Origin of the sequence: uncultured Fluviicola sp. (assembly GCF_902168135.1) — a bacterium.
Classification (GTDB): domain Bacteria; phylum Bacteroidota; class Bacteroidia; order Flavobacteriales_D; family Crocinitomicaceae; genus Fluviicola.
Genome location: NZ_CABHOL010000044.1, coordinates 34,230 through 60,321 on the forward strand (window position 1 = coordinate 34,230; position 26,092 = coordinate 60,321).

The following is a 26,092-nucleotide window of genomic DNA, read 5'->3' on the forward strand; positions in this document are numbered from 1 at the left end:
TAAAAAACGGCCACTCTTTCGAATGACCGCTTTCTTTTCAAATAAACAAAGGATTAGTTCTTCACAATTCTTTCGATGGAAGTACCTGATTCTGTTTTAATTCTCAATGTATAAACACCTCTTTCGTAAGTGCTAAGATCAACCTGATCTCCGGACTTAATTTGAGCTGTCTGAACCAATTTTCCTTGTACATCCATTACTTCAACAATTGCCGAAGAAGCATCCATTGTCACGATTACAACATCGTTAGTTGGGTTTGGATGAACAGAGATCGTAGAGATCATATTCTCTTTGATTCCAACATTTGTAATGTTCACACAGTTTGATGTATCCGAACATGTACCGTTTGATACAATGACTGCATACGTACCATTTGCTGTTGCAGCAAAAGTTTGTGCTGTTGCACCCGCAATCGGTGCATTTGTTGTACAATTAATCCACTGGTAAGTTGTTCCTGCAGAAGCTGTAATCGTAGCATCACCATTATCTGTTGCTGTTGCAACAAAGTTTGTGATAGTCAGGTTCAAAGTAACCACCGAATCACATCCTGATGCGTTGGAAAGTGTATCATTATACATACCAGATGCGTTGTAAACTGTTCCGTTCTGAGCCCATGTATAAGTAGGACTACAAGTTGAAACCGTAAACACAGAAGATGTCGGCATATTGATTGTCAGGTCCAAAGTGATAACTGAGTCACAATTTACTGAGTTTGGAATAGTATCCGTATACATACCGGAAGCAGTATAAGTCATTCCATTTTGTGCCCATGTATAAGATGAACATTCAGTTACAGAAACCGTTGACGTTGTAGGCTGATTGATTGTAAGGTTCAATGTGATTACCGAGTCACAACCAAACATATTTGGGATTGTATCCGTGTAAGCACCTGAAGCCATATAAGTCATTCCATTCTGAGCCCATGTATATGAATCACAAGATGACGCAGTAACCGATGAACTTGAAGGTTGGTTTACTATAACTGCAACAGATGCAGATGCAGAACAGTTAAAGCTGTTGGTAGCTGTAACCGTATAAGTGGTGTTAACCACCGGACTTACCCCCATTGGATTTTGAACTGCAGATGTGAAACCTGCCGGAGCAGATGTCCATGCATATGCAATTGTACCCTGTTCAGTATATTCAATACTAACATCATCAACATGTAATTCAAATTCATCCGCTCCGGAATAACAATTAAATCCTACATAATAATTTCCTGTTACACTTGGTGTATATGAAGTAGTACCTTGAGCCCATGTAGTATTTGTAAGACTTGCACCACCATTATTATCCCATAAAATTGAAGTTTGTGCAGCGGTCGTTGCAGCATTCCCAACAGTTACTTTCAGATTTTCAGGAAATGAAGCTCCCCGAACCTTATACCAAAATGAGATATTGTAAGTTTGACCTGCAACCATATATAATTGAGGTGTAATCGCCCATGCATTCGCTGCGAAATCCGGATCATATACATAAGCCATACCCGAGCTTCCTGATTGAGCGGCAAGTGCGGAAGTGCTCCAGGCATTTCCTGATCCTGCATTAATCATCGTCCATGCTGAAGGAGGGAATGTTTCAAATCCTTCTGTCAAAGTTGCAGCAACCGATGTATTAGGGTTCGCAGAAGAGGTTAAATCAATCATATCTCCATTACAAATTGTAGCCGCACTACTAGCAGCTGTTACAGCTGTTGGAGAAGGATTTACAGTTACAGAAACGGTATTTACAGTTGTACAACCACCATCTACCGCTGTTACAGTATAGGTATAAGATCCTGCATCTGTTGGAGTAATTGTAACCGGATTTCCTGCAACCGGAGTTTCAGCACCACTTCCTGCAGTACTTACCCAAGAGTAAGTATAGTTTTGCATTGGAGTTGGATTCGTATTCGCAGCAGTAAGATTTACCGAACCATTCAAACAAATAGCAGCAGCTGAAGCTGAGGCTGAAATAGCATCCGGTACAGAAACTGTTACTGTAACCGGTACCCGTGCACTTTCACACCCTGTAACAGTGTTCAATTCACTCACATAGAATGTAGTTGTAGCTGAAATTGCCGTTGTATAAGTTGTCGAAGTACCTGATTGAAGAACAGTTCCTGCAACTGCCGCATCATACCACTTAAATTCCGGAGTTGGCAAACCACTTGTAGAAGTTACAGAAGCTGTTGGAATCTGTGTACCACACTGTGTAGAGTTTGCAGCAGTCGGAGCTGAAGGAAGCGGGTTAACCGTTACAGTCACTGTTGGTGAAGGAGAAACCGAACAACCTGCAGCTGTAATTGTTGCTGTATAAGTAGTTGTTGTAGCTGGAGAAACCGATAAAGGGTTTGTTGTTCCAATTGTTCCAACTCCGTCTGACCACGAAATGGTTTGAATTGCAGGTGCAACGTTTCCGGTAAATACCACATTTAATCTGTTAGTACTCGTTGTTCCAACTGCATTCCCGCTTGTTGACCACACAACTGTATTTCCTGGCGTCGCAGTATAATAAGTCTGAGAGTTATTTATTGCATCAGCACCATCGTGGCTTACCTCAACAACAATGTTGGATGTACCATCCCAGTTATATGGAGTTGAAAAGTTAATTACGTTAACTCCTACAGCATGCGTATATGTTGCAGCCGGATAAACAGTTGTATAAGCTGCAGAAGAAACAAAATCAGTAAATGCTGTTAATCCTGTAGTTCCGATTTTAACAACAAAATTTGCATTCGCAGCATCATCTCCTAAAGTAGTGATGTTATAAGACATCGAAGTAATCGGACCTGCGATCAATCCTGCTGCGCTTAACTCAGCAGCTGTAAAGATTGTCTGCATACGATATGAAGGCCATCTGTTACAAAATGCTGTTGGCTGTGAAGTTGCTCCCGTTAAAGTAGTTGCCGTACCAATTGTAGCGGAACCACTCTTAGTTAGTGTCGCTGTAAGAACAGAAGGAGAAGACTCACAAATTGTTGATGAGCTTGCAGTTGCAGATGCAGTAACTCCAAGCAAAGGTTCATCCGAATAAGAAGTTCCGATGTAATTCCCTGAAAGTGCTAATGAATTTGTTGCAGTAACAGACCAGCTTACAGTTGCATTAGCAGGAGAAGGCACAGCTATTGTTCCCTCCCAGGTTGACCCGCTTGAATTAGTCATTGCAATTGGAGTTTGAGTAACTCCGTTCACTGAATAATTAAGATTGACTGACGAAATCGTTCCATTAACGTTTGCAACATCTACAGATATCAAGTGCGGTGTTCCGGCACACTGAACTGTGTTTGGAGTTATTGAGTTAAATGTAATTGTCGGTGGTGTTGCCGGAGCTCCGTCAAATTCATCAGCCCCCATATCAGGAGCAGTACTTCCTCCGTTTACAGGACTTACCGGTCCAGGTCTTACTTGTCCATCAAAATCAACCGCAATTCCTAAAGTAGCCTCTCCACCAGATTCAATCTGAGTTGGAGTAGCTCCCAAATTCAAATGCAAATCAGTATTGTTGTTTACAAACATCGGATTGACATTTGCTGAATTTGCATCTGTGTTAGCAACAGCCGTAATCGCAGAAGTCCAATTTAACAATGACGTTAAATTCGTTGAATTAGCTCTAGCCGTAAATCCGGTAGTTCCTAAATCATTTGCAACAAAGAAATCATTCTTATTAGAAATCGATCCGGTTGCTCCGATATTTGTAGCAGAAGTTGTTACATAAACATAATGTCTTGCCGCTCCTGTTTGAGCATTTGTAAAGTTTGCGAAGATATTGTTTTGCACCTTGTAAACCGAAGCAACATTTTGAATCTCATAACAAGAATTAGAATAAGTTGGGGTTAAACCATTTCCAATTGAAACATTGTTATGGTAAACAAGGTAGCTTTGAGTTGCCGCAGCACTAGCAGTACCGGTAAAAATACCAATTGCGTACCTGTTTGATGTTGCAGTTCCCGTAAAGCTTGTGTAAATGTCTGAAACCATATTATTATGAATCTTACAAACATTTGTCCCGCTTGTTGATTGGGAAGAAAAAAGACCGTAAGCAACAGAAGTTGTAGATGTAGAACCCGCAACACTGATATTTTTGATACTATTCCCTGAAACTTCTGTATTGCCAGAAACACCTGCAAGGTAAATACCTCCTGATATTGCCTGATTAGATGCAACCAACGAAACATCGGTTGATTTAACAGAAACTCCATTTTGATTTAACAAATAAACCCCTCTTGCAGCAACAAACGTAGCAACGGTTGGTCCGATATTCGTTATTAGATTACGATTTCCCGCAACAATTACTCCGATAGAGTTATTCGCATCGGGATAAGTTGAATTTCCAAGGAAATAGATCCCATTAATTGCTCCATCAATTGTTACATTCATCACCTGGTTATCAGAGTTGGCACCAGACAGAGCAGTTGGAGCAATCCCGCCTCCCGTTGTTGAAGCTGAGAATAAAATAGCACTGGATGAACCCGAAGTATTGTTTCCTCTATTCAGTTTTACAGATATGTTCCTAAAAATGTTGTTCATAGCCCCATCTGTTGCTGAAGCATTACGAACCAAATAGCCAAATTCCATACTTGCAGATGCACTGTTATCTACATCTATCCCATCGAATCTAAAATAATCCCCTCCTGAAAGCGTAATACTTGCGTCATTTGATCCCGTTGTTCCAGTTGAAGTAATCTTCGGATTCACACCGGCTCCGTTCTTTTGGAAAGTAATCGTGTTTGTAGAAGTACCTGTAGCAGTAATTACCGGAGGCAATTCATTGAAAGTTTGTCCGGAAGTAACATTAAACACCACCGGAGCAGTCAAACAAGCTGAAGCTGAATTTAATGCATTGATTGCATTTGTAAAACTTGAAAAGTTTGTCCCTGCATTAGGTAAGGTATTATCAATCGTGAAGGTTCCACCGGCAGAAGTGATTGCCGAAGCAGAACTTACTAATGAAATATTGTCTACTGCAGCAGATGGAGCTGATCCGCCACCGCCGTCATTCTTCCATGTAAAAATCAATCTGAATGTTTGATTTGTGGAGCAATTATTAACCACACTTGCCGGAATTGAAATCGTAGCGGTATTTACCGACGAAGAATTCCAAAGACCCGCTAAATTGATTGCAGGTGCCGCTAAGTTTCCATTACTCGCTGAAATATTCGTTGCAACCGGAGTATAACTTGTCGGAGCAATAGAAACCATTAAAGCATCCCAATAACCGCTTTCCCCCAATGCTTTCCAATTAAAACTTAGCTGAATGTTCGTTTCCCCTGCAGGAAATGTGACATCACGATAAAAATGAACAACAGAAGTACTGGAATTAGTATATCCATTTGTTACTCCCGCATCCGCAGAAATATAAGCTGCATTCCCTGTAAAACCGGTTGCGGCAGTACCTACAAACCATTTATTGGTGACGGTTCCGTTATCAACTGTCCAGCCATTGCTGGTAAAATCCGGGCCTAGTTCAAAGCCTCCATCAGTCGCAGGGTTGATTAAAGTTGTCTGTGAAAAAATAGAATTCGAAGCAATCAGGAATAATCCGACAAGCAGACCTCCTAAGCTAGATAACGTATTTTGTTTCAGTTTAAACTTTAACCTTACCGGAATTACTGATCTAAGTGTAATTCTCTTCATAAGTTTAAAATTATTTGTTTGAAACAAAAATCCACAAATATTTCACAGATACTACTATACTGCTTTTGGCACCAACTTAAAAAATCGTTGGAATATCGATTTAGTAATTTCTTAACATAACGTACATATTTATTCCAATCCCAGTAATTTAGAGGCTTTTTAAACTAAAAAAACGGTGAAAAACAAAATATAAATATGTTAATTATTTAACGTAATAATTATCAATAATTGATGCGTTTCCGAAATAAGCATTTTCTAAAACACCGATCATTGTTACCTTACAGTGCGTTTTGTTTGATTTCGATACAAATATTTTAAAATAAAAATATTTAACATTAATGTTAAACAAAATATATTTAAATACTTCTAATTGTTTTAATTCTTCCATCCGGGCGTGTAATATAAAATAACTGGATTTGATTTGTTCGATGAATCATGACAGGCAGTTCTCCTAATTTTCTTTTTTCCATCAGCAGTTTTCCTTCAACACTGAAGACCTCTAGAGAAAATCCCGGGACACCGGCCGAAACTTCAATAAACTCATCATGGGTTAAAAACACCACTTTTTCAAAATCCGTTTCCGGTAAACCGAGGGACATTACCTGCACCTGGATGGAAAATGTATCTGTGTTACAAATGGATGATGCCATTAATTGAACAGTATACGTCCCATTCGAACCGAATGTGTGCTGCGCATTTTCCGTTAATGCACTTTGACCATCCCCAAAATCCCAGGTATAAGTTGTTGCTCTTGAACTGGTATTTGTCAGTTGAATGGTTTCTCCGTTTTGGACCAGGGTAAAAGAAGCCTGTGTCGGTTCATCAACGGGATGCAGGTGAAAATGATCCAGTGAATCCAAAATCACCGTTGTTGCAGCGTTTTGCAGAATCCCGGCAGTTGAAGCTGATAGACCACCGTAGTAGGTTGCTCCCACAGGGCTTTGACGAAAAAGAGAGGTGTAAAAGGTACAAGCCGCCAGGTAAGTCCCTTCTGCCGACGGATGAGATTGATCGGCGTTGTACAAATTAATTGCCGGATGATTTTCCCGTACATAAGACCAAACGCGCCCAACCGGCGACACCATTGCATGATCACTTGAATCCGCCATACGCATATATGCGTTGTACAAGCGCGTATTCATCTTTTCAAACGTATTTATTTCCGACCACTGCGGATCTCCGTTCTGCCTTCCCCAGGTCATGTAATACATCACGTTGCTGCAGGAATTATTCGCCCATATACTGTCCGACAGCTGCATCGCATAAGGTAAGGTCTGCGAATTAACCTGGGCATCCGGGAAACTCGGCTCCTGGCTTTGTCCCTGGATCACCACAACATCCCAGGGCTTTGAATGGATTTTCGAATAGGTCAATGGATCAGTAGTGTGATTTTGAAAGGTGTAACCGCCGTTTGTTTTGGAGTCTATGGTTATTTCTTTTCCAAGATTCGCAGCAAGTGCTCCAAGCGTACCCGGAAGATCGTTTACATAAGTATAACTGTTCCCGATAAACAAGACAGAAATGGAATCCTGGGCATAAACACAGGAATAAATAACCGAGAAACAAAAGAAGGAAAGGAGAATTTTTTTCATTTTAATACGTTTTATCTCTAAACAGAAATCTGTTTTTGGAGTTGCCCGAATATTTGGCTTATTTTACAAATCATATTGTAATCCTAAACAAATGAAAAAAGTCTTCATTTCCCTTCTTTGGATAATCCTGAGCTCTCAACCGGCTCTTTCACAGACTTATTTGGGATTTGAATACAACCCCAATATTCCGGTTAAGAATGGAAGTGCCACTCTGAAGAACCCATGGGCCGGCGGAATTAATTACGGCCAGTTCTCAACCATCGATTATAATTTCGACGGATTAGACGATTTGGTAATCTTTGATCGCAGCGCCGACGAATTCATCCTCATGGAACATACAGTAAATGCTTCGGTTCATGGATACGAATACGTTTACAAGGGCTATGAATATTTTCCAGCTGACTGCAAATACCGCGCTGCATTTGTTGATTATGATGCGGATGGAAGAAAGGACCTTTTTACTTATGGAATCGGCGGTGTAAAGATTTACCGGAACATCGGAAGTTCTTCATCAGGACTTCAATGGCAGCTGATCACAGACAATCTTCAGACAGATTACGCAGGAGATATTTCCAATCTGTATGTAAGCGCCGGAGATATTCCCGCATATACCGATGTAGACTTTGACGGGGATATCGATGTACTGACTTTCCATATCGGCGGGCAGAATCTGCTCTACCATCAGAACCAAAGTATGGAGCTCTATGGAATCCCCGATTCACTAATCTTTGTACTCAAGAACCAATGCTGGGGAAAATTTAGTGAAGATGCCAACAGCAATGATCTTTTCCTGAATGAAACTGCTTATCCCTGCGAAAACGGTGATGTCCCAAATCCGTTAAGACCGGAAAAACCGGGAAGAGATCCGCAAGACTATGAATCAGACCTCTTAATCGACACCGCGCTTGAAAATGTCACCCGACATTCAGGCTCCACTATTTTAGCAATGGATGTAAATAATAATGGGGTTATGGACCTGATCCTGGGCGATGTTTCCTATGCCGGAATCACCTTATTGATGAACGGTGGAAATGCTCCCAATACCAATTCTGCCATGATCAGTCAGACACACAACTACCCTTCGGCATCCAACCCGGGGTTCATGCAGCTATTTCCGGCAATGTACTGGGAAGACGTGGATTTTGACGGAAAGAAAGATCTGATTATCGCTCCCAATGCACGAACCGTTTCCGAAAACCAAAACAGTGTACAGTTTTTCAAAAATACCGGCACAAATGCCCTTCCGAACTTTGTTTTCCAGGAAAACAATTTCCTGCAAAAAGATATGATCGAGAACGGACTGGGAAGCATCCCTGTTTTAGTGGATGAAAATGGGGATGGATTAAAAGATTTGGTAGTTGCAACTTTTATCCGGTACAAACCCACTTTAGCCCTGGAATCCGCACTGCAACTATACCGGAACACAGGAACCGCTTCAAACCCGGAATTTACGCTGATCAATAACGATTACTTAGGCCTTTCATCCTTGGGATTGGGTTTAAGATCTGTTCCAACATTCGGGGACCTGGACGGCGACGGTGATACCGATATGATTATCGGCAGAGAAAATGGAACGCTTCTGAAGTACATCAATAGCGCAGGCCCGGGAAATAACCTAAACCTCGGAACATCCGTTTCCTTAACGGATAATACCGGAAGCGCAATCAATGTGTTGTCCTATGCTTTCCCGCAGCTTTTCGACCTTAACAAGGACGGATTGGTTGATCTTATCGTAGGGAAAAAGACCGGAGAAATAACGTATTATCAGAACACAGGCACAGCTTCCAATCCGGTTTTTACTTTAATCACCCAGAACTTAGGCCAGGTCGACATTTCGTCTTCTCCGGACGGATATGCCGCTCCACATTTCTTCCGTGAAAATGATACCACACATTTGTTTGTCGGTGCTTACAACGGTAAAATGAACTATTACCGGGATATCGACGGACACTTAAACGACGGAGACATCTTCAGTTTGTACTCAAATACTTATTTGAATATGGATGTGGGGCTTTACAGCAGCTTTTTTGTGAATGACATTGACGGGAACGGATTCCTGAACTTATTTGTAGGCCAGGATCTGGGTGGTTTATTTCTCTTTGAAGCAGATCCTTTGAGCACATCCTCTGTCGGAGAATGGAAAATAGAGTCGAACCTGGTCCTCTATCCGAACCCGGGAAATCAGTTGGTGCAGGTACTTTCCAAAAACGCTGTCTCCGATCTAAAGCTTCACGGGGTTTACAACAACCTGGGGCAAAAGCAGGCCATCGAACTTTCAGGGATGACCATGGATGTGAGCGGCCTAAGCAGCGGCTCTTATTATTTTGTCCTGGAAAACAATGGGAAGGTTGAACATCTGAGTTTCATTAAAAAATAAATCAGCATTCAAAACAAAGAATAATAATCATTTAAAAATCAATTATTTAATCTTAAATCTGTTCGCAAATTAGCGAACACATTAATTATCGAATTCAAGAATTCCGGAATTTTCGAATGAGGAAATGCTAAAGCTTGAGATTCATTTCGTATAAAACCGGATGTGACCACTTAATAGATTGAACCTCCGATTCGAAAATCCCGAACAGAGTAGATCCGGAGCCGGTCATTGCTGCGTAAACAGCCCCATGTTCATAGAGATCCGTTTTAATATCCTCCAATTCCGGATATTTTCTAAAAACAGATTTTTCAAAATCATTCACCAAATCCTCTTTCCAATTTTTGATAGGTTCCTTCAGAACTTCTATTAAAGAACGGCGATCATTGTTCGGAACAACTCCTTCATAGGCCTCTTTGGTCGAAACATGAATTCCAAGGTTCACCAGGACCACCCATTTATTTTTCAGGTCAATGTTCAAAGGCGAAAGAACTTCTCCTCTTCCGGTTGCAAACTGCAGTCCGCCATCGATAAAAAAAGCGCAATCAGAACCGATTTTGGCCGCCATTACTTTGAGCGCCTCATTCGGGATATCCGGTGCATATTTATCACGCATCAATTTCAAAGCAAAAGCCGCATCGGAAGAGCCACCTCCCAAACCACCTCCCATCGGAATGAGTTTATGCAGGTGAAAAGCAAGCTCCGGAAAAGATTTAAACCTTCGGAATTCGGCTTCGGCGTCGAGTACCAGGTTCCCCGATCCGGGAATTTCCAGTCCGGAAGTTGTAAATGAAGCCTGCTCGCTCTCAACAAATTCAAGGATATCGTTGAAAGGGAGTTCCAGCATGGCAGTTTCCACATCATGGTAGCCATCATCCCTTCTTTTAAGGACGTGCAAACCCAGGTTTATTTTGCATGTTGGAAAATTAATCATGTCGTAAAATTAATTGATGCGAACTATTTTCGTAAATTTCGCCCCTCAAAATAGCAATTATGTCCACATATTTAGATTTTGAAGAACCTTTAAAGGCTTTAGAAGATCAAATTGAACAAACGCGTGAGATCGGCAACAGTACAGGTGTCGACATGTCCGACAAAATCCGTGACCTGGAAGAGGCTCTCACCAAAAAAACAAAAGAAATATTCAGCAAGTTGACACCCTGGCAGCGCGTTCAGTTGTCCCGTCATCCTGACAGACCTTATACATTGGCTTACATCAATGCAATTACCGGTTTTTCCTTCCAGGAATTACATGGTGACAGAACCGTAAAAGATGACAAGGCAATGGTCGGAGGATTTGGTTTGCTTGACGGAAGAACAGTGATGTTTATTGGTCAGCAAAAAGGGATCAACACCAAGATGCGCCAGTACCGAAATTTCGGGATGCCAAATCCGGAAGGATACCGCAAGGCTTTACGCCTGATGAAAATGGCTGAAAAATTCAATAAACCGATCGTAACATTCATCGATACACCGGGAGCATTCCCCGGATTGGAAGCAGAAGAAAGAGGTCAGGGAGAAGCAATTGCACGTAACATTTATGAAATGATGCAGTTGAAAGTTCCTGTGATTTGCATCATCATCGGTGAAGGTGCATCCGGCGGAGCTTTGGGAATTGGTGTAGGAGACAAAGTTGTAATGCTTGAAAACACGTGGTATTCAGTTATTTCTCCTGAATCCTGTTCTTCCATTTTGTGGAGATCCTGGGATTTCAAGGAAAAAGCAGCTGAAGCATTGAAATTGACCAGTTCGGATATGAAACGTTTGAAACTGGTTGACGATGTGATTGAAGAGCCTCTTGCCGGAGCTCACAGAGACCAGGAAGCAAGTTTCCAAAACGTAAAAGACAAAATCATTGAATACCTGAAAGAACTGGATGCTAAAAGTCCGGAACAACGAATCGAAGAGCGCATTGAGAAATTTAACTCAATGGGTGTTTGGAACGGATAAATTAAGAAAGAATTCAAAAAGTAGGGGCGTAAAATTTTACACCCCTACTTTTTTTTAGTTTTATTCCCACCTATTCACCGTATGTTCATTATTCAAATCAATCACCAAAGTAACCTTCAATCCCTTTTTCACTTTCAGGAATCGCTCATAAACTGCATCAACCGAATAATTATTGACAATGGTATGATCCTGCCAGATTCCCTTTATGAAAGATTGATTGACAATGCGGATCCGGTGCTGCCCCTTCGGTATTTTCACTCCAAACACTCCACCCATGCTTTCTACAGCCTGGGGAGAAACCCCAACTTTCACATCATCCACAAAAACCAGCATGCGTGAAGGATGATCGTATCCTTCTTCAATGTTCATAAATTGCCAGGAAATCTGCATCGGGTAATGCTTCCCTTTGAATTCGGGAATTTTATTCATCAACTCATTTCCGTTCAAATCAAATTGAACAACGGAAACATCCGATTTGTCGAGGTCAAATTCAATCCGGACTTTTGAAACTTCCTTTGCATTGACTTCAAATTCACAAACTGCATTGATACTGAACTCATTTTCAAAGGTATGTTCAACCCACCTTCCTTTGCAATATGCCTCATTTACAAGTCTGATCTTGTGAATGCCTTTCGAAAGGAATAAGGAATATTTTCCCCAATTGCTCTGGCGGCAGGAATCCGAAACAGGCAGTACTTTTCCGTCCATCACCACTTTATTCCTGTTCAAATGGTCATATCCGGTTTCAATCCCTTTGAATTTCCATTCCAAAACCACCAAATGGTCTTTTGAATATGCATTCAAAGAAAGCAATACAATTACGCAAGTCAATAAGTTGTGCAAAAGCTTATCTATTTCAGTATGACAAAGTTAGTGTTTAAACCTGATTTTACAAGCTCAAAACAGCTTATTTTAGGATTCCTATAGTAGGCTGTTTTTCCTATCAACGAAGTAGACTATTTTACAAAAGCATTCCAACCATTCAGACAATTCTGCATTAAATCGATAGTTATTTATCAGGGTAAATATTATCTTGGCAACAAAAGAAACTAACTAAAATGATTAAAAGGCTATTATTTATTGGAGCAGCGTGTTTTTTTACACATTTTTCAATTGCACAGGAAACGGACTCAACGGAAGCAGTAGAAACCGAAACTGAAGTTGATGACAACCTGGTTGAACAGACATTTCAGTCCACCCGCATCGTCAGCGGCCATTCGGTAGAATGTTTACGGAAAGGAGTTTTGGAATTTCGGGTAGAACACCGTTTCGGCGATTTAGCAGGTACAAACGGCGGTGTTCAAAACTGGTTTGGATTCGACAATTCAAGTGATATCCGTCTGGCATTTGAATACGGAATCACTAACAATCTCATGATTGGCGTTGGAAGAAGCAAAGGTACAGGAACTCCTTACCGCTCATTGATTGATGGGTTTGGCAAATACCGCATCCTGCAGCAGAAGAAAAAAGGTATGCCAATCTCCTTAGCAGTAACGGGAAGTATGTTTTATACTTACATGAAAGCGCTTCCGGATATTTACGCCGTTGCTCATTTTCCAAAACAGGAATACCGTTTCTCCTACTCCGCTCAGTTAAACATTGCCCGCAAATTCGGAGATCTGGTAAGTCTGGCTGTTATGCCTACAGTTGTTCACCGGAATTATGTGGCGGCTGATGATCAGAACACGCTATTCTCACTTGGCGGAGCAATGCGCTGGTCATTGACAAAACGCCTGGGAATTATGGTAGAGTATTACCAGGTTTTCCAGGATAAGGGAATGCGACAAGCAAACTTTAATAGTCTTGGCTTTGCGGTAGAATGGCTGACTTTCGGGCACAATTTTACCATCTACCTGACGAACGCGCGTGGTTTCGGAGAAACACAATTTATCACCAATACTTATGACAATTGGTTAAAAGGTCAATTTAGGATTGGTTTTTGCATCGGAAGAAAGTTCGAGTTCGGACAATAAAACAGGTTCAAAAGGTTGAAAGAGTTCAAAAAGTTCAATGCATAAAATCCAATTTGAACATTTGAACATTTGAACATTTGAACATTTGATGAATATAAAATTTAAAACAACCATTATGAAAAAATTACTTTATCCAGCTTTAGCAATCTGCTTATTTGCAGGTTCGGCATTTGTAACATTGACAGCACCAAAAGACTATGTCTTCAAGGAAGGGTTCAAAATTGCATTCAAGAGCAAAGATCCGTCGGGTGAATTTAAAAAGGCAAAGGGAACGATCAAATTTGATGAAAATGACCTGGCGAATGCAAAATTCGATTTGACCATTGATGTGAATTCCATCAATACAGGGAACTCTATGCAGAATAAAAAAGCTCAAACTTCCGAGTGGTTTGAAGCAGAAAAATACCCAACTATCAAATTTGTTTCTTCCAAAGTGGAAAAATCCGGGGAGAGCTATTCCATCACAGGAAAATTAACCATGAAAGGGGTTACAAAAGAAAAAAAGATCCCTGCGACCGTTTCCAAATCCGGGAATGACCTGACTTTCAGTGGGAAATTCACGGTAAATCGCATTGATTATGGTGTGGGACGTAAAAGCGATGCTGTTCCGGACATTATGAATATTTCTTACTCCATTCCGGTAACCGAAAAATAATCAGATGTTCAAACGCTTTTTTTTCCTTGCCGCAGCCTCCGGCTTATTTGCGTCGCTTATTTCATGGATCTATTCTTCCGTTTACAAGAATATGATCGCAGATTTTACAGAAGCAAGCGGTTATTGGCATTTGTTGTGCTTTTCCGCGATGATCACATTCGGGATCAGCATTCTTGGAGCCGGCATTTATGCATTTATCAAGAACAAGGCTGTCGCTTCTTTTGTTTGTAATTTCATTTTATCAGGATTTTCAGTAGCCTTGGTTTTTTACGTCTTTACCATGAATGACCCCGAATTCAAGAACGAGGATTCTATGGCAATGATCGATTATTTCAAAGGCTACCTGATTCCGTTCGTGTTCATTCCTGCACTTTCATGGATGAGCTTTAAACCTTTATTTATCAAGTAAATGAAAAAAACACTTTCTATTTTCTTAGCGTTGGGGAGCATTGCTGCTTTGGCATTGTTCCTTCCCAGTGCATGTACAAAGGCAAAAACTCCTCCCGCATTACCGGGGGTTACATGCAACAGTACCATTTCATTCAGCACACAAATCGCCCCGATGATAGAAGAAAACTGTGCCGTATGCCATGGTGTTGGAGCCGGAACATCACCGGTTTTGTCGAACCATGCAGAAATCGCTGCAAATGCAGAGGCAATTATTCAGGCTTTGCGAGGAACACCCCAGTTGATGCCGCAAGGAGGACCGGCTCTTCCCGATTCGCTTATCCAACAGTTCCAATGTTGGCTGCAACAAGGAAGAATGCAGAATTAAAAACAGGATAACTTCGGAAATTCATAATTGTTTACGGCAATTTAATAACAATAGACAATACGTACACAACTAACTTTGAGACAAATACAAAAAAAACGTTATGACTAAAAACTACATCTATATCGGGCTATTAGCCGCTTCGGGGCTTTTATTAAGCTTTGCTGGAAATCGATCCGTACAGACAGTTAAAAACTTTAGCAAGAATTATCATACTTTGAACCAGGCAGGAAGTCCGGGAGGAAGAACAGGTGCTCCCGGAGACGGAGTTTGTACTCAATGCCACTCAGGAACAGTTCAAAGTGGCTCGGGTTTTAATAATGTAACTTTGACAAACGCCGGAACACCGGTTACGGAATACGAACCAGGGACTACTTACGAGGTTCTTGTTAGCATGGCCACTACCAACGCCAAAAACGGATTTGAGATCGTTGCTTTGAATCCGAACAACACAGTAGCCGGAACATGGGCAATTACAGACGCTACACATACCAAAACCATTACTTCCGGAGGGAAATCGCGTGTTACTCATAAATTGGCAGGAACAAGTTTAACCAGCTGGACATTCAACTGGACTTCACCGGCAACCAATGTTGGAACTGTAACATTCTACCTGGCAACAAACCAAACAAACAGCAGCAGCGGCACTGATGGTGATGTAATCCGTACTTCACAACATGCTTTCGGCTCACAAGCCGGAGTTGAAGAAGCTTCAGCTAAACTGGAAACACAAATCGGGTACCAGGCAAGTACGAATTCTTTGAACATTCATTTGAACAGCAAATTCGACGGAGACGGCTTTGTAAATCTGGTTGACATGAACGGAAAATCCGTTTTCACAGAAAAACTTGGAAACGTAAACGCCGGTGAAAGTGCGCATTCAGTAAGACTTGACAACGAATTAAACAGTGGTATTTACATGGTGAATGTTTCTGTAGATAATAACATGACGATGAAAAGGGTATTTATCTCCAAATAATTCATTCGGATCAGGATAAAAAATGTGGGGACGCGAAGCATCGCGTCCCTAACTATTTTTATCCGATTCTTCTTTGTACCAAATCCTCTACCCGTTCAAAAAACTGGGAAGGCGTACTTGTTCTCCACTCGATATCCTCCAAATCGCCGCCCATTACAAAATAATGGTCTACCCGGGCTCTTTCGAATTCATGGATCACATGGTCGTGAAAATTGACCAAAGCAATCCAGCCATCCTCTACTTCATCAAACCATTCTTCGTAATAACAATCATCCGAGTAATGGAAGTTCAACACGTTCTCACCAATCAAAATAAACTTATTGATTCCATGAGGCATCATTTCTTCGATCACATTCCGTTTCAGGGTCATGATATCATTCTCAATAGCATCATTCCACTCCCCGATAAACTCCATAATCGCATAGCCTTCTTCGTAATCCACAAATAAGATCTTGGCAAAAAGTGTCCGTGAACCAATGTTGTCCCATTGCGGATGGATCAGGAAGTTGTAGATCCGGTCCGTAAATTCAAATTCACTGTACTCTCTGTCATAAAATGGCGAAAGTGAATCCTCGGAAGCAATGTACAAGTGTCTCCAATTAAAATAAGGCTCTATAAAATGCACAAAATCAGCTTTTTAAGTTTGGAATAAAAATTGTAAAAATGAACTTCGAAATTAAAAAGAAAGTCTACATTTGAGTGTTCATTTGAAACAAAAATTTACCAATGAAAAAACACAATAAATCACTATTATTCAGCATCTTAACGATAAGCGGAATTTTATTCTTCAGCTCCTGTTCATCCGATTCTTCGGAACGCGATGCCGCTGAAGCAACTTCAGCAATGATTGAAGGTAACGAAAAAATCGTTGCGTTCGGCCATGTCAGTGCCATGAATATTTTGAATAATGCCGATTACAAAAGCATTCCCAAAGTAAATACGATTTTGGGAAGTGTTCTGGGAAACTGGAAAAGAGGACTTGAAATCGATAAGCCGATTTACTACGCATTAGAAGCTCCATTTGCTCATGACGGAACTCCGGAGACCCTTTATGCAATTATAAATATCAAAAACCAGGACAGCCTTGCATCTATCATCAGCGAAATGGGGTACGCACTGGATAAAGACGGGGATATTTCTTACCATCAGGAAGACGACGTAACTTTCGGTATCCGTAACAAACTGCTTATCATTATCAGTAAACCGGGAGATTATGACGGCAAAACAAAAATGAAAGAAGCATTTGCTTTAACCGAAGGGGATCTTTCAGAAAACAAAGCGGAAGATATTATCGGGCAAAAAGGAGATATCGTTTCCGGAATTGATATTTCCCGCTTACTGCATACATCCAACACAGAGTTGGAAAAACTTCCTGCCGAGAAAAAAGAACATTTGAACGAACTGGTAGAAGATGCATACATTAAAACAGTCGCAAACTTTACAAATGGGATGGCTACGGTTGAATCTCAGAACTTGTTCTCGGATGCACTGAAAGACGAATTATTTTTCAAGGACAATAACGGAACAACCTTAGTAAGCAAATTGGGCGGTGGAAACCCATGGATGGGAGTTGCAATGAACCTCGACCTGAGAAAAGGGGAAAATTTCCTTAGCACTTATCTGCCGAATACCAAACAACGTATCATGGCTGATTTTCCGGGTGAGGCAAAATTTGCATTGATGGCATTGGGTGAAAATCCGTTCTCCAAGTTATTCTCTGGTCAGGCCGGGATAGCATTGAAAGGAAATCCGAAGTCGGATTTGGGAATGGAATTAGAGTACAGCAGTTACCTTGGACTTGGTCCGAAAGGCGATATTCTTCAAAAAATAGTAGAAGAGCAGTTCTCTGTTTTCGGTGAAAAGAAAGGCGATACTTACACCATGGACAATATGCGCCTTAAATCCACGAAGAAAGGAATATTTACTTCCAGCGGAAAGGAAACAGCAGGAAAATTAAATCTTCCATCTTATGCTAAGAACTTTGGTGAAGACAGCTTCTCTTTATTCATTGCGTTCGAAAGAATGGATGTGAAGAGCCTGGAACTGGAAGATGCGGCAAAAGTAGTTGAGATCCTCCAATACGTTACAATCAATGCTGATCGGGACGGCTCTAAAATGGTCATTGCCGCGAAAAAGAAAAATGTGAATATCCTAAAACAGGTGACTGATTTTTATGCAAATCAGATTATGGAAAAAATGGATGCCATGGGAGTTTAAAAAACTGAATCATTTAAAACAAAAGGCTGTTCGATCGGACAGCCTTTTTTGTGGTTTTTAGACGACCTCATTTCGTAAAAAAATCACAAACAACATTTAATCATACTTTTGAAAATCAGTTTATTACACAAAAATCTGTTCACAAATTTATGAAGAAGTGAATTCTAAAATTCAAGAATTTCAATTGTTTAGACGAAAATCATTTTCAACTAAAAGCCATTCGCTGTTTTTTTTAGGCTAAAATGATTATGAAGTCATATTTACTATCCTTTCAAACACTTTTTTTTGTACCTTGTATTGCCAAATTAAACTGATGAAAGAAAAGAAAGATTGGAATCCACTGACTCCGGATGAAGAACGTATTATTGTTCGAAAAGGAACAGAATATCCCTTTACAGGTCAATACAATAAATGGAACGAACAAGGCATTTTTGTCTGCCGCAGATGCGAAGCTCCTTTGTACAAAAGCTCGGATAAATTTGACTCCGGATGCGGATGGCCGTCATTTGATGATGAAATTCCGGGAAGTGTAAAAAGAATCCCTGATCCTGACGGAAAACGTGTTGAAATCATCTGTGCAAATTGCGAAGGTCATTTGGGCCACGTTTTTACAGGTGAAAAATTTACACCTAAAAACACACGCCATTGCGTAAATTCGTTGAGTATCTTATTTCAAAAGACACAGGGATAACTACGTTTTCACATACTTTCCGACCAACTCCTCCAATTCCGATTGTTTAGCCTCCTGAAAAATCTCTTTGTGAAAATCATCCAGTTTACGAAGGGTACTTACCAGGAACATCAATTCCTTATCACTTAAAATACCCGTTGCTATGGCAGCCAGCAATTTAGTAGTTGACGCAGTGGAATAAACGGCAACTCTCCCTTTATCAGTTATAGATACACGAACACTGCGCTTGTCTTTCAGATCATTCGTTTGTTCCAGGTATCCTTTTGTAATCAAACGCTTTATAATTTCCGTACCCGTTGTAATTTGGTGGGCATTGTGGTTTATGAGTTCGCTTTTCGTCATACTTTGACCCTGCAGCATCACGATCAGGTAGGTAAATTCCTCTAATGAAGCAAGCTGCGTTTTGGGCATCGACTTTTTTGCATAGTGATCCACATAACGCCCCATTTTACCTATCAATGCTCCCGCCATTTCAGTTAGTGTTTGCCGGTTAAAATTATCCCAGCTTGCTATTCCGAAATCGACTCCGTTATCACCGGTTTGACCAAGCCGCTTATTCATAAATAATAAAAAGCCTGTCAAAGAATCCTGCTGCAGATCATTTGCTATTGAACGCTGATATTCCTCGTATTGCTTGATTATCTGAACTAAAGTGCTTTCCATTTACGCCTTATCTACTGCGAAAATACAATAACTACTACAAAAATGTTGCAAAAAAATATTTTTTAATACAATTTCGTATTAAATTTGGACTCGTAATACGAAAACATATGAAATTAAAAGCTACCCTATTTATTCTTTTGTTACTAAACATTTCCAAACTTCATGCTCAGAACAATGGAGTTATCCAGGGAGTTGCACGGGATAAAAATACCCAGGAATTACTGTTCGATGGTATTGTCAGAGTAATAGGAACCGATTTTGCAACCAAGACCGATGAAAACGGTGCTTACCGGCTCGAAATTCCGACAGGGACTTACAACCTCACATTCAGTTATCCCACTTATGAAAGTATTACAAAGTACAATATCGTAGTAACTTCCGGAAATGCTCAAATTGTGAACTTCGAGACCTCGGAAACTGAAACAGAGATCGGAGAGGTTGTGATTACGAACCCCAATGCTACCAGGGCAGATGCCACCGACATGGTTACCCCGCTTTCTGTACAGCGTTTGACCACCGAAGAAATCAAAAGTAATCCCGGCGGAAACTACGATGTATCCAAAGTAGTACAAACACTTCCGGGAGTTGGTGGTGCAAGCGGCGGAGCTGCCAGAAATGACATTATCATCCGGGGAGGCGCCCCCAATGAAAACGTTTATTACCTGGACGGGATCGAAATTCCGGTATTGAACCATTTTCAAACACAGGGAAGTTCCGGTGGTGCACAGGGAATCATAAACGTATCTTTTATCGAAGAGCTGAAACTATCATCCTCCGCATTTGATGCCCGCTACGACAATGCACTGGCTTCTACCTTTGTGATCAAACAACGGCAGGGAAACAATCAAAAGTTCTCCGGGAACATCCGGGCAAGTTTAACAGAATCAGCTGTAACACTGGAAGGTCCGCTGGGGAAAAAAGCAGATTTCCTTGCTGCGGGAAGATTCTCTTATTTAGATCTTCTTTTCACACTGATCGATTTACCGATCCGGCCTCGTTACCAGGATTACCAATTAAAAGTCTCTACCAAGCTCAACGACAAAACTACCTTATCGTTTATCGGATTGGGGGCTATTGATAAATTCAAATTCGGTGCTACCCGGGAAGCAAGTCCTGAAAATGAATACTTCCGCCGTTCCCTTCCATTCATCAGTCAATGGAACTACACAAGCGGATTGACACTTAAGCGCCTGATTAAAAAAGGATACATCAATTTTGCACTCAGCCGGAACATGTTCAACAATCAACTGGACCAGTTCAAAGATGCACAATACGACAACGAAGCCTTTCGCAACTTCGGATTGCAATCACAGGAAATTGAGAATAAACTGCGGATAGATTTAAATAAGTATGTCAACAAATGGAAATATTCCGTGGGAATTTCAGCGCAGTACGTCAAATACAATACGGACATCTATTCCAAACTGAATGACGGAATAAAGGATTCTGCCGGAAACACCCTTACTCCCCCACTGGAAATCCGTTTCAAAAGCGCCATTGAATTCTTTAAGTTCGGTGCATTCGGACAGCTTTCCCGCAACTTCTTCTCAGACAGATTACTGATCTCCGCCGGCGTGCGTTCGGACATCAACACTTTCACCACAGACGGGTTAAACCCACTTTCGACCCTTTCTCCCCGCCTTTCGGCAGCCTACAAGATCACCCCAAAATTTGAATTAACAGGAAGTGCCGGTGTTTATTATAAAATTCCAACCTATACCGTTTTGGGATACCGGAACGACACCAACCAACTGGTCAATAAATCGCTCAATTACATCCGTTCCACACATTACGTGTTCGGCGGACAATTCCTGCCGAATGAAGCTTTGCGTATTACCCTTGAAGGTTTCTATAAACTTTATTCCAATTACCCGGTTTCTATCAGCAATGGCATTTCGCTGGCAAACCAGGGACAGGAATTCGGTGCTGTAGGCAATGAAGCAGTGCAAAGCTCCGGAAAGGGTGAAACTTACGGATTTGAAGTGTTTGTTCAGCAAAAACTGGTTAAAAAGCTGTTCTACTTTGTTAGTTACACCTACGTAAGAAGCAGATTCTCAGGAATTTACGGAATTTTGATTCCTTCAGCTTGGGACAACCAGCACCTGCTTTCGGGAACAATGGGCTACAAATTCCGAAAAAATTGGCAGATCGGAGCGAAATACCGGTTGGCAGGAGGTGTTCCCTACACTCCTTTCAATTTAACCGCATCTCAATTCGCCTACCCGACAACCGGAAACGGAGTTCTGGATTATACCAGCGTAAACAGTCAGCGCCTGAAAACGTATAGCCAATTGGATTTGAGAATTGACAAAACCTGGAACTTCAAAGCAACAAGTCTTGCATTTTTCATTGATGTTCAAAACATACTAGCGACCAAACAACAAGGCACACCTTATTATACATTCAAGCGAACAGAAGATAATACAGGGTTTGCAACTACAGACGGACAGCCTTTAAAAGCTGATGGTTCAAATGGAATTCCATTACTTCTAAAAAACGAATCTGCAACTGTAACCCCAACACTGGGTATCATTTTCGAATTCTGAGAAATGAAAAACCGGTCTTCATGATTCCCGAAACGGAGGCCGGTTAATTCGTCTCGAATGCTTCAACACATGGATAAACGACGCAGGCCTTGCGGGAAATAATTTCGTTCAACTGGATATGAGCCGCCAAAGCCAACTGCGAATAATTTTGAGATGCATTCCCAAAACTTGCGGCACTGGTAACCCACATTTTCCGGATCAACTCTTCACCTGAACTTACAGGGCCAATTGCATTCACAACTGCTTTTACATTCAAAGCTCCGGCGTGATAGACATGCATGGTCAATAAACGGAACCAGATTGACTGTTCATCAACAACAAGCCCAGCGCTTTCTGCAATGTTTTTCGCCGAAGGAATACAAATACGCTTCAACAATTGAGAAGCCGCATAGGCAGAGCGCATAAAATCCTTTCTTTCATCCACCGAGCGGTTTACGGTTAATCCCATCGAGCGCGCTACAGCAGGCATAAGCTGGAAAGGCCCGTATGCTCCAACAGATGATTTCTGCATTCTTCCCGGACTTTCAATCAACAAGATGGATTGTGCATACCAGGGATCTACGCCAAACTGTTCAAAAGCAGAAACGCCCTTCGGCAAGCTTTCAAACACCAGGTCGAAACGGTAAAAATCATTCTTTCCGGTCGTAACATTGATGCGCTCATCTGCATTCAGACTGTATAAAGTTCGGATACTATCCTTAAAAATCGTCTTTTGTGCTTCAGTCTGGGCGTGCCAGTCTTTATTCGACATTTTTGCAATGATCTGCCGGGTAGAACCAACATTGATCAAAACAGAATCCGGTGAAAGGATCATGATCTGCTGCCAAAATTTCGGATGAGCCAGCTGGTCCCACTGCGCTGCCTGAATCCCTGCCGCTCCCATAATAATATGCTCGGAAGCACCTTCCGTAACGGCGATCATTTCTTTTTCCCAGGAAGAATTTTGGGAGGAAGCAATAAATGGAATACACGCAAGTATTGCAAGGAGAGTTTTGCGTTTCATTGTTGTTGTGGGTTTTGGGTGATGCAAATTAGGAAAATGAAGTGAAAAACACAATACGTCTGTGAAATTTTAACTTCTGTAGCTTCGCTTCTTATAAAACCTACTCCACTTTTCTTGCCGCTAAGGACGCGAAGTCGCAAAGGTGTTTCCCTCGTATTACATTTTTCAGACTATAATTCATCTTCAAAAGCTTCGCTTTTTATTCCTTGGGGTTAAAAGTCTCAGAAGCGTCTCAATCCTTCTCCGTTTACATATCCCTTCAAAATGATTTCGAGTTCATCCATAGAAACCGGGAACCAGGGCTCTTTAGCAATCTTTCGAACTGTTAACCGCTCTTTTACTGAAAGTGTGCCGTCAACGATCAATCCGAAAATAAGCAAACGCGCCATCACCCTGTTTTCTTCCGGATTAGAGCCAAATAACTCCTGTATTTTGACTTCCTGATCGTATTTCATGGAAAGATCCGGGAAAATGAACAGCATTTCCTTCATAAAAGAGTACAACGCAAAATTATACTGGCGTTTCTGCTGGGCTACAAAATGGAACAACTTATTTAAACGGGGTTTCACCGATTGTAGTTCTTCCTCCGAAAAATCCTGCATAAAATCCCTGGTAGCCACAGTTGCAACAATTCGCATTTGCGCTTCCTTCATCACCTGGCGACTGCTCCATGCATTCCAGAAAGCGAAGATCGGAACTCCTACAAGGTCTGTAACTATACGCAGGGCATATCTTCCAAGAAAGCGCCGCACCAGGAATTTCATCAATACGTTTGAAAGAGTTGCTTTAAGCTTCGTTCCGATCAAAAGAGCGTAGTAAGAAAATTTGGTTAACCCCACATACGGATCTATTTCCAGCAGCTGCATGTGCTTGGCTGGCATCTCTAATCCTGCTTCTGTCAGTAATGCGACCTGCTCCTTGTAGTCCTCCCGGGAGCTCGACGGATATCTGTAAATTTCACAAATACGTCTTACCGCATAAATATTCAGCATATTCAACAGCCAGATTTCCGGAAAGATCATAACGACCGCATAAATCGTGTAATAAAGCTCAAAATCGAACTGATAACCAAAAACATCAAAATGCTGTGCATCCAGCAAATTGGTAAAATGGAAAGGAAAAATAACGATCATCACAGCACATGCACCGATGACACCGGCAACCAGGTAAATTTTCAGCTGCAGTTTTTTCAACTGCTTTTTTTGATCTGTATCTAAGGTGCAACCGTGTCTCTCCTCGTTTCGAATAGATGAAGTTTTTTTACTCAAATACGTATTTCCAAGCCGGAATGCAATGCTCTTATTTCGTTTCTTTTGAATTTCTTCCATAAGTATTGGCTAAAATTACAAAATAAGTGTTCCATTGTTGCGTAACTTTGCATCGAAGAACTCATGAAATATATCAGACGATTTTTTGTTGCAATCCTGATTGTCCCGGTAAAAATATACCAGTGGATCATTAGTCCTATTCTTCCGAATGCATGCCGGTACGATCCGACCTGTTCTGCTTATATGATCGAGGCGCTGAAGGTCCACGGGCCTATCAAAGGCTTGTGGCTCGGAACCCGAAGAATCAGCCGCTGCCATCCCTGGGGTGGATTTGGTTATGATCCCGTTCCTGAGAAAAGCTGCAAGTGTGATAAAGAAAAAGGGAAGCATTAACGCCTCCCAATGATTATTCTGTTTCTGAACGATTTATTCTTTGATCACCTTTTTCATCAAATTGAATTTGTCATTCGAAACCCTTATGAAGTAAACTCCGCTTATCAGGCCGGAAATATCAAGTGTCGAAGATTTTCCTTGTTTTAAAACCACTTCGCCATTCAGATTCAACACCTCAACCAAAGTATTGTCAGTTAACATTTTTTCCTCCAAAGCAAGATTAAAATATCCGTTACCAGGATTCGGGAATACTTCAAAATTGAACTCAGATGTTAGTTCATCTGTTTCTAAAATAATGCTGTCAATTTTAAGGATTGTTCCGTTCAATCCGCATGTATATCCTGCATTCGGACTTGGGAAAGAAGCTCCCACCTGTCTGTATGAAGAGGTCGGCACAACATTCCAGGTATTACCACCATCCATGGTCTTCATAATGGTGCTCGTATTCGAAACAATGCTTCCTCCTGAAAGAAAACCGGTTGTACTGGTCAGAAAACTTACCGACCCTATATAATTGTTATTCAGGAATTCCAGCATCCATGTATCTCCTGCATCCGTTGTTCTTAAGATCACACCTTGATTTGTTTGAGCATTTCCTCCCACAACAAATCCATTGTTATCATCCGTGAAACACATACCAACTAACTGGTAATTTCCCGGAAGGATGTCTATTCCGGTATTCAGCTGCGTCCAGGAACTTCCCGCATTGATTGTTTTATAAATCCTTCCATGTTCCCCGCCAACATATCCGGTGTTTGCATCGGTAAAATAAATCGATTTCAGGTTTGAAGTATTATCAACGGTCAGCGTACTCCAGGTAAGCCCTGAATCCACCGACTTAAACACATCCCCACCATTCCCCGTTGCATATAGTGTTGAATAATTAAAATCAACACAAACCAAATGCTGTGTTGTTCCGGAAGAAACAGGAGTCCAGGTACCACCTCCATCAGAAGTTCTCAATATCAATCCATTGTACCCTATAGCAACAGCAACCTGGGCGTCAATCATCACCACATCTCTCAATGTTGTAGTTGTTCCTGAATTCTGAGAACTCCAATTCGTTCCTCCATCAATGGTTTTCACAATTTCTCCGTTATAAGAAACAGCCATTCCAACATTATCATTGGCAAAATTAATTGAAGCAATTGTACTGCTTAACCCACTATTTTGAGGAATAAAGGATTGAGCGGTAAGCGTCCATGTCAGGAAAAATCCCGATAAAAAAAGTACTGTTTTTTTCATGTGTCTGATTAAGTAATTAAAATTCACCCGTAACAAACCTGTTCCGGTCAGCTCAAAAGTAAATCACTAAAATCTGTTATCAAACGAATGGTCACATTACCCATTATTTGGTCATTTTCAGAATGATAAACCAATCCTTTCGAAAAGGATTCATTT

The 26,092-nt window shown here is 41.1% G+C and carries 20 protein-coding genes; 11 read left to right on the plus strand and 9 right to left on the minus strand.

Annotated elements, in window-relative coordinates:
* Positions 1-53 precede the first annotated feature (53 nt).
* Positions 54-5,615 (minus strand): T9SS type A sorting domain-containing protein, encoded by a 5,562-nt coding sequence (locus tag QZT69_RS15015; RefSeq protein ID WP_294676709.1) that lies wholly within the window; start codon positions 5,613-5,615, stop codon positions 54-56.
* A gap of 356 nt (positions 5,616-5,971) precedes the next feature.
* Positions 5,972-7,207, minus strand: a complete 1,236-nt coding sequence (locus tag QZT69_RS15020; protein WP_294676717.1) for a PKD domain-containing protein — start codon at positions 7,205-7,207, stop codon at positions 5,972-5,974.
* A gap of 91 nt (positions 7,208-7,298) precedes the next feature.
* Here QZT69_RS15020 and QZT69_RS15025 point away from each other — a divergent pair, with 91 nt between their 5' ends.
* Positions 7,299-9,584: a T9SS type A sorting domain-containing protein gene (locus QZT69_RS15025; RefSeq protein WP_294676724.1), complete on the plus strand. Its 2,286-nt coding sequence runs from the start codon at positions 7,299-7,301 to the stop codon at positions 9,582-9,584.
* A gap of 127 nt (positions 9,585-9,711) precedes the next feature.
* Here QZT69_RS15025 and ispE read toward each other — a convergent pair whose 3' ends face one another.
* The gene (ispE, locus tag QZT69_RS15030) at positions 9,712-10,515 is read right to left on the minus strand and encodes a 4-(cytidine 5'-diphospho)-2-C-methyl-D-erythritol kinase (RefSeq protein ID WP_294676735.1); all 804 of its coding nucleotides are present in this window, start codon (positions 10,513-10,515) and stop codon (positions 9,712-9,714) included.
* Positions 10,516-10,574: 59 nt separating this feature from the next.
* Here ispE and QZT69_RS15035 point away from each other — a divergent pair, with 59 nt between their 5' ends.
* Positions 10,575-11,531, plus strand: a complete 957-nt coding sequence (locus QZT69_RS15035) for an acetyl-CoA carboxylase carboxyltransferase subunit alpha (RefSeq protein ID WP_294676742.1) — start codon at positions 10,575-10,577, stop codon at positions 11,529-11,531.
* 60 nt (positions 11,532-11,591) lie between these two features.
* Here QZT69_RS15035 and QZT69_RS15040 read toward each other — a convergent pair whose 3' ends face one another.
* Positions 11,592-12,374, minus strand: coding sequence for a hypothetical protein (locus tag QZT69_RS15040; protein ID WP_294676748.1), 783 nt, complete (start codon positions 12,372-12,374; stop codon positions 11,592-11,594).
* 215 nt (positions 12,375-12,589) lie between these two features.
* Here QZT69_RS15040 and QZT69_RS15045 point away from each other — a divergent pair, with 215 nt between their 5' ends.
* The 5 genes from QZT69_RS15045 to QZT69_RS15065 all read left to right on the plus strand — a co-directional run bounded on the left by QZT69_RS15045 (position 12,590) and on the right by QZT69_RS15065 (position 15,910).
* Positions 12,590-13,504 (plus strand): DUF5777 family beta-barrel protein, encoded by a 915-nt coding sequence (locus tag QZT69_RS15045; protein ID WP_294676752.1) that lies wholly within the window; start codon positions 12,590-12,592, stop codon positions 13,502-13,504.
* 115 nt (positions 13,505-13,619) lie between these two features.
* Positions 13,620-14,159 (plus strand): YceI family protein, encoded by a 540-nt coding sequence (locus QZT69_RS15050; protein ID WP_294676756.1) that lies wholly within the window; start codon positions 13,620-13,622, stop codon positions 14,157-14,159.
* Between the two features lie 4 nt (positions 14,160-14,163).
* The gene (locus QZT69_RS15055) at positions 14,164-14,568 is read left to right on the plus strand and encodes a hypothetical protein (RefSeq protein WP_294676761.1); all 405 of its coding nucleotides are present in this window, start codon (positions 14,164-14,166) and stop codon (positions 14,566-14,568) included.
* On the plus strand, positions 14,569-14,934 hold the full coding sequence (locus QZT69_RS15060; protein WP_294676764.1) for a c-type cytochrome: 366 nt from the start codon (positions 14,569-14,571) through the stop codon (positions 14,932-14,934).
* A 100-nt stretch (positions 14,935-15,034) separates the two neighbouring features.
* Positions 15,035-15,910: a choice-of-anchor V domain-containing protein gene (locus tag QZT69_RS15065; protein WP_294676772.1), complete on the plus strand. Its 876-nt coding sequence runs from the start codon at positions 15,035-15,037 to the stop codon at positions 15,908-15,910.
* A gap of 58 nt (positions 15,911-15,968) precedes the next feature.
* Here QZT69_RS15065 and QZT69_RS15070 read toward each other — a convergent pair whose 3' ends face one another.
* Positions 15,969-16,535, minus strand: a complete 567-nt coding sequence (locus QZT69_RS15070; RefSeq protein ID WP_294676799.1) for a hypothetical protein — start codon at positions 16,533-16,535, stop codon at positions 15,969-15,971.
* A gap of 101 nt (positions 16,536-16,636) precedes the next feature.
* Here QZT69_RS15070 and QZT69_RS15075 point away from each other — a divergent pair, with 101 nt between their 5' ends.
* Positions 16,637-18,127, plus strand: a complete 1,491-nt coding sequence (locus QZT69_RS15075) for a hypothetical protein (RefSeq protein ID WP_294676805.1) — start codon at positions 16,637-16,639, stop codon at positions 18,125-18,127.
* Positions 18,128-18,440: 313 nt separating this feature from the next.
* Positions 18,441-18,818 (plus strand): methionine-R-sulfoxide reductase, encoded by a 378-nt coding sequence (locus QZT69_RS15080; RefSeq protein ID WP_294676809.1) that lies wholly within the window; start codon positions 18,441-18,443, stop codon positions 18,816-18,818.
* On the opposite strand, the gene QZT69_RS15085 is transcribed toward QZT69_RS15080, so the two are convergent.
* Entirely contained in the window at positions 18,819-19,481 is a 663-nt protein-coding gene (locus tag QZT69_RS15085) for a winged helix DNA-binding protein (RefSeq protein WP_294676815.1), read from the minus strand.
* A gap of 107 nt (positions 19,482-19,588) precedes the next feature.
* Here QZT69_RS15085 and QZT69_RS15090 point away from each other — a divergent pair, with 107 nt between their 5' ends.
* Positions 19,589-22,027, plus strand: coding sequence for a TonB-dependent receptor (locus QZT69_RS15090; RefSeq protein ID WP_294676821.1), 2,439 nt, complete (start codon positions 19,589-19,591; stop codon positions 22,025-22,027).
* Positions 22,028-22,070: 43 nt separating this feature from the next.
* Here the strand turns inward: QZT69_RS15090 and QZT69_RS15095 are convergent, their stop codons facing one another.
* A complete protein-coding gene (locus QZT69_RS15095; RefSeq protein WP_294676835.1) occupies positions 22,071-23,030 on the minus strand; it encodes a transglycosylase SLT domain-containing protein in 960 nt (319 codons plus the stop codon).
* Between the two features lie 221 nt (positions 23,031-23,251).
* Positions 23,252-24,358 (minus strand): hypothetical protein, encoded by a 1,107-nt coding sequence (locus QZT69_RS15100; protein WP_294676840.1) that lies wholly within the window; start codon positions 24,356-24,358, stop codon positions 23,252-23,254.
* A 63-nt stretch (positions 24,359-24,421) separates the two neighbouring features.
* Between QZT69_RS15100 and yidD the strand changes: the two genes are divergently transcribed.
* Positions 24,422-24,691 carry a membrane protein insertion efficiency factor YidD gene (gene yidD / locus QZT69_RS15105; RefSeq protein WP_294676846.1) on the plus strand — a complete coding sequence of 90 codons (270 nt, stop codon included), beginning with the start codon at positions 24,422-24,424 and terminating at the stop codon, positions 24,689-24,691.
* 33 nt (positions 24,692-24,724) lie between these two features.
* Here yidD and QZT69_RS15110 read toward each other — a convergent pair whose 3' ends face one another.
* Positions 24,725-25,936: a T9SS type A sorting domain-containing protein gene (locus QZT69_RS15110; protein WP_294676852.1), complete on the minus strand. Its 1,212-nt coding sequence runs from the start codon at positions 25,934-25,936 to the stop codon at positions 24,725-24,727.
* Positions 25,937-26,092 lie beyond the last annotated feature (156 nt).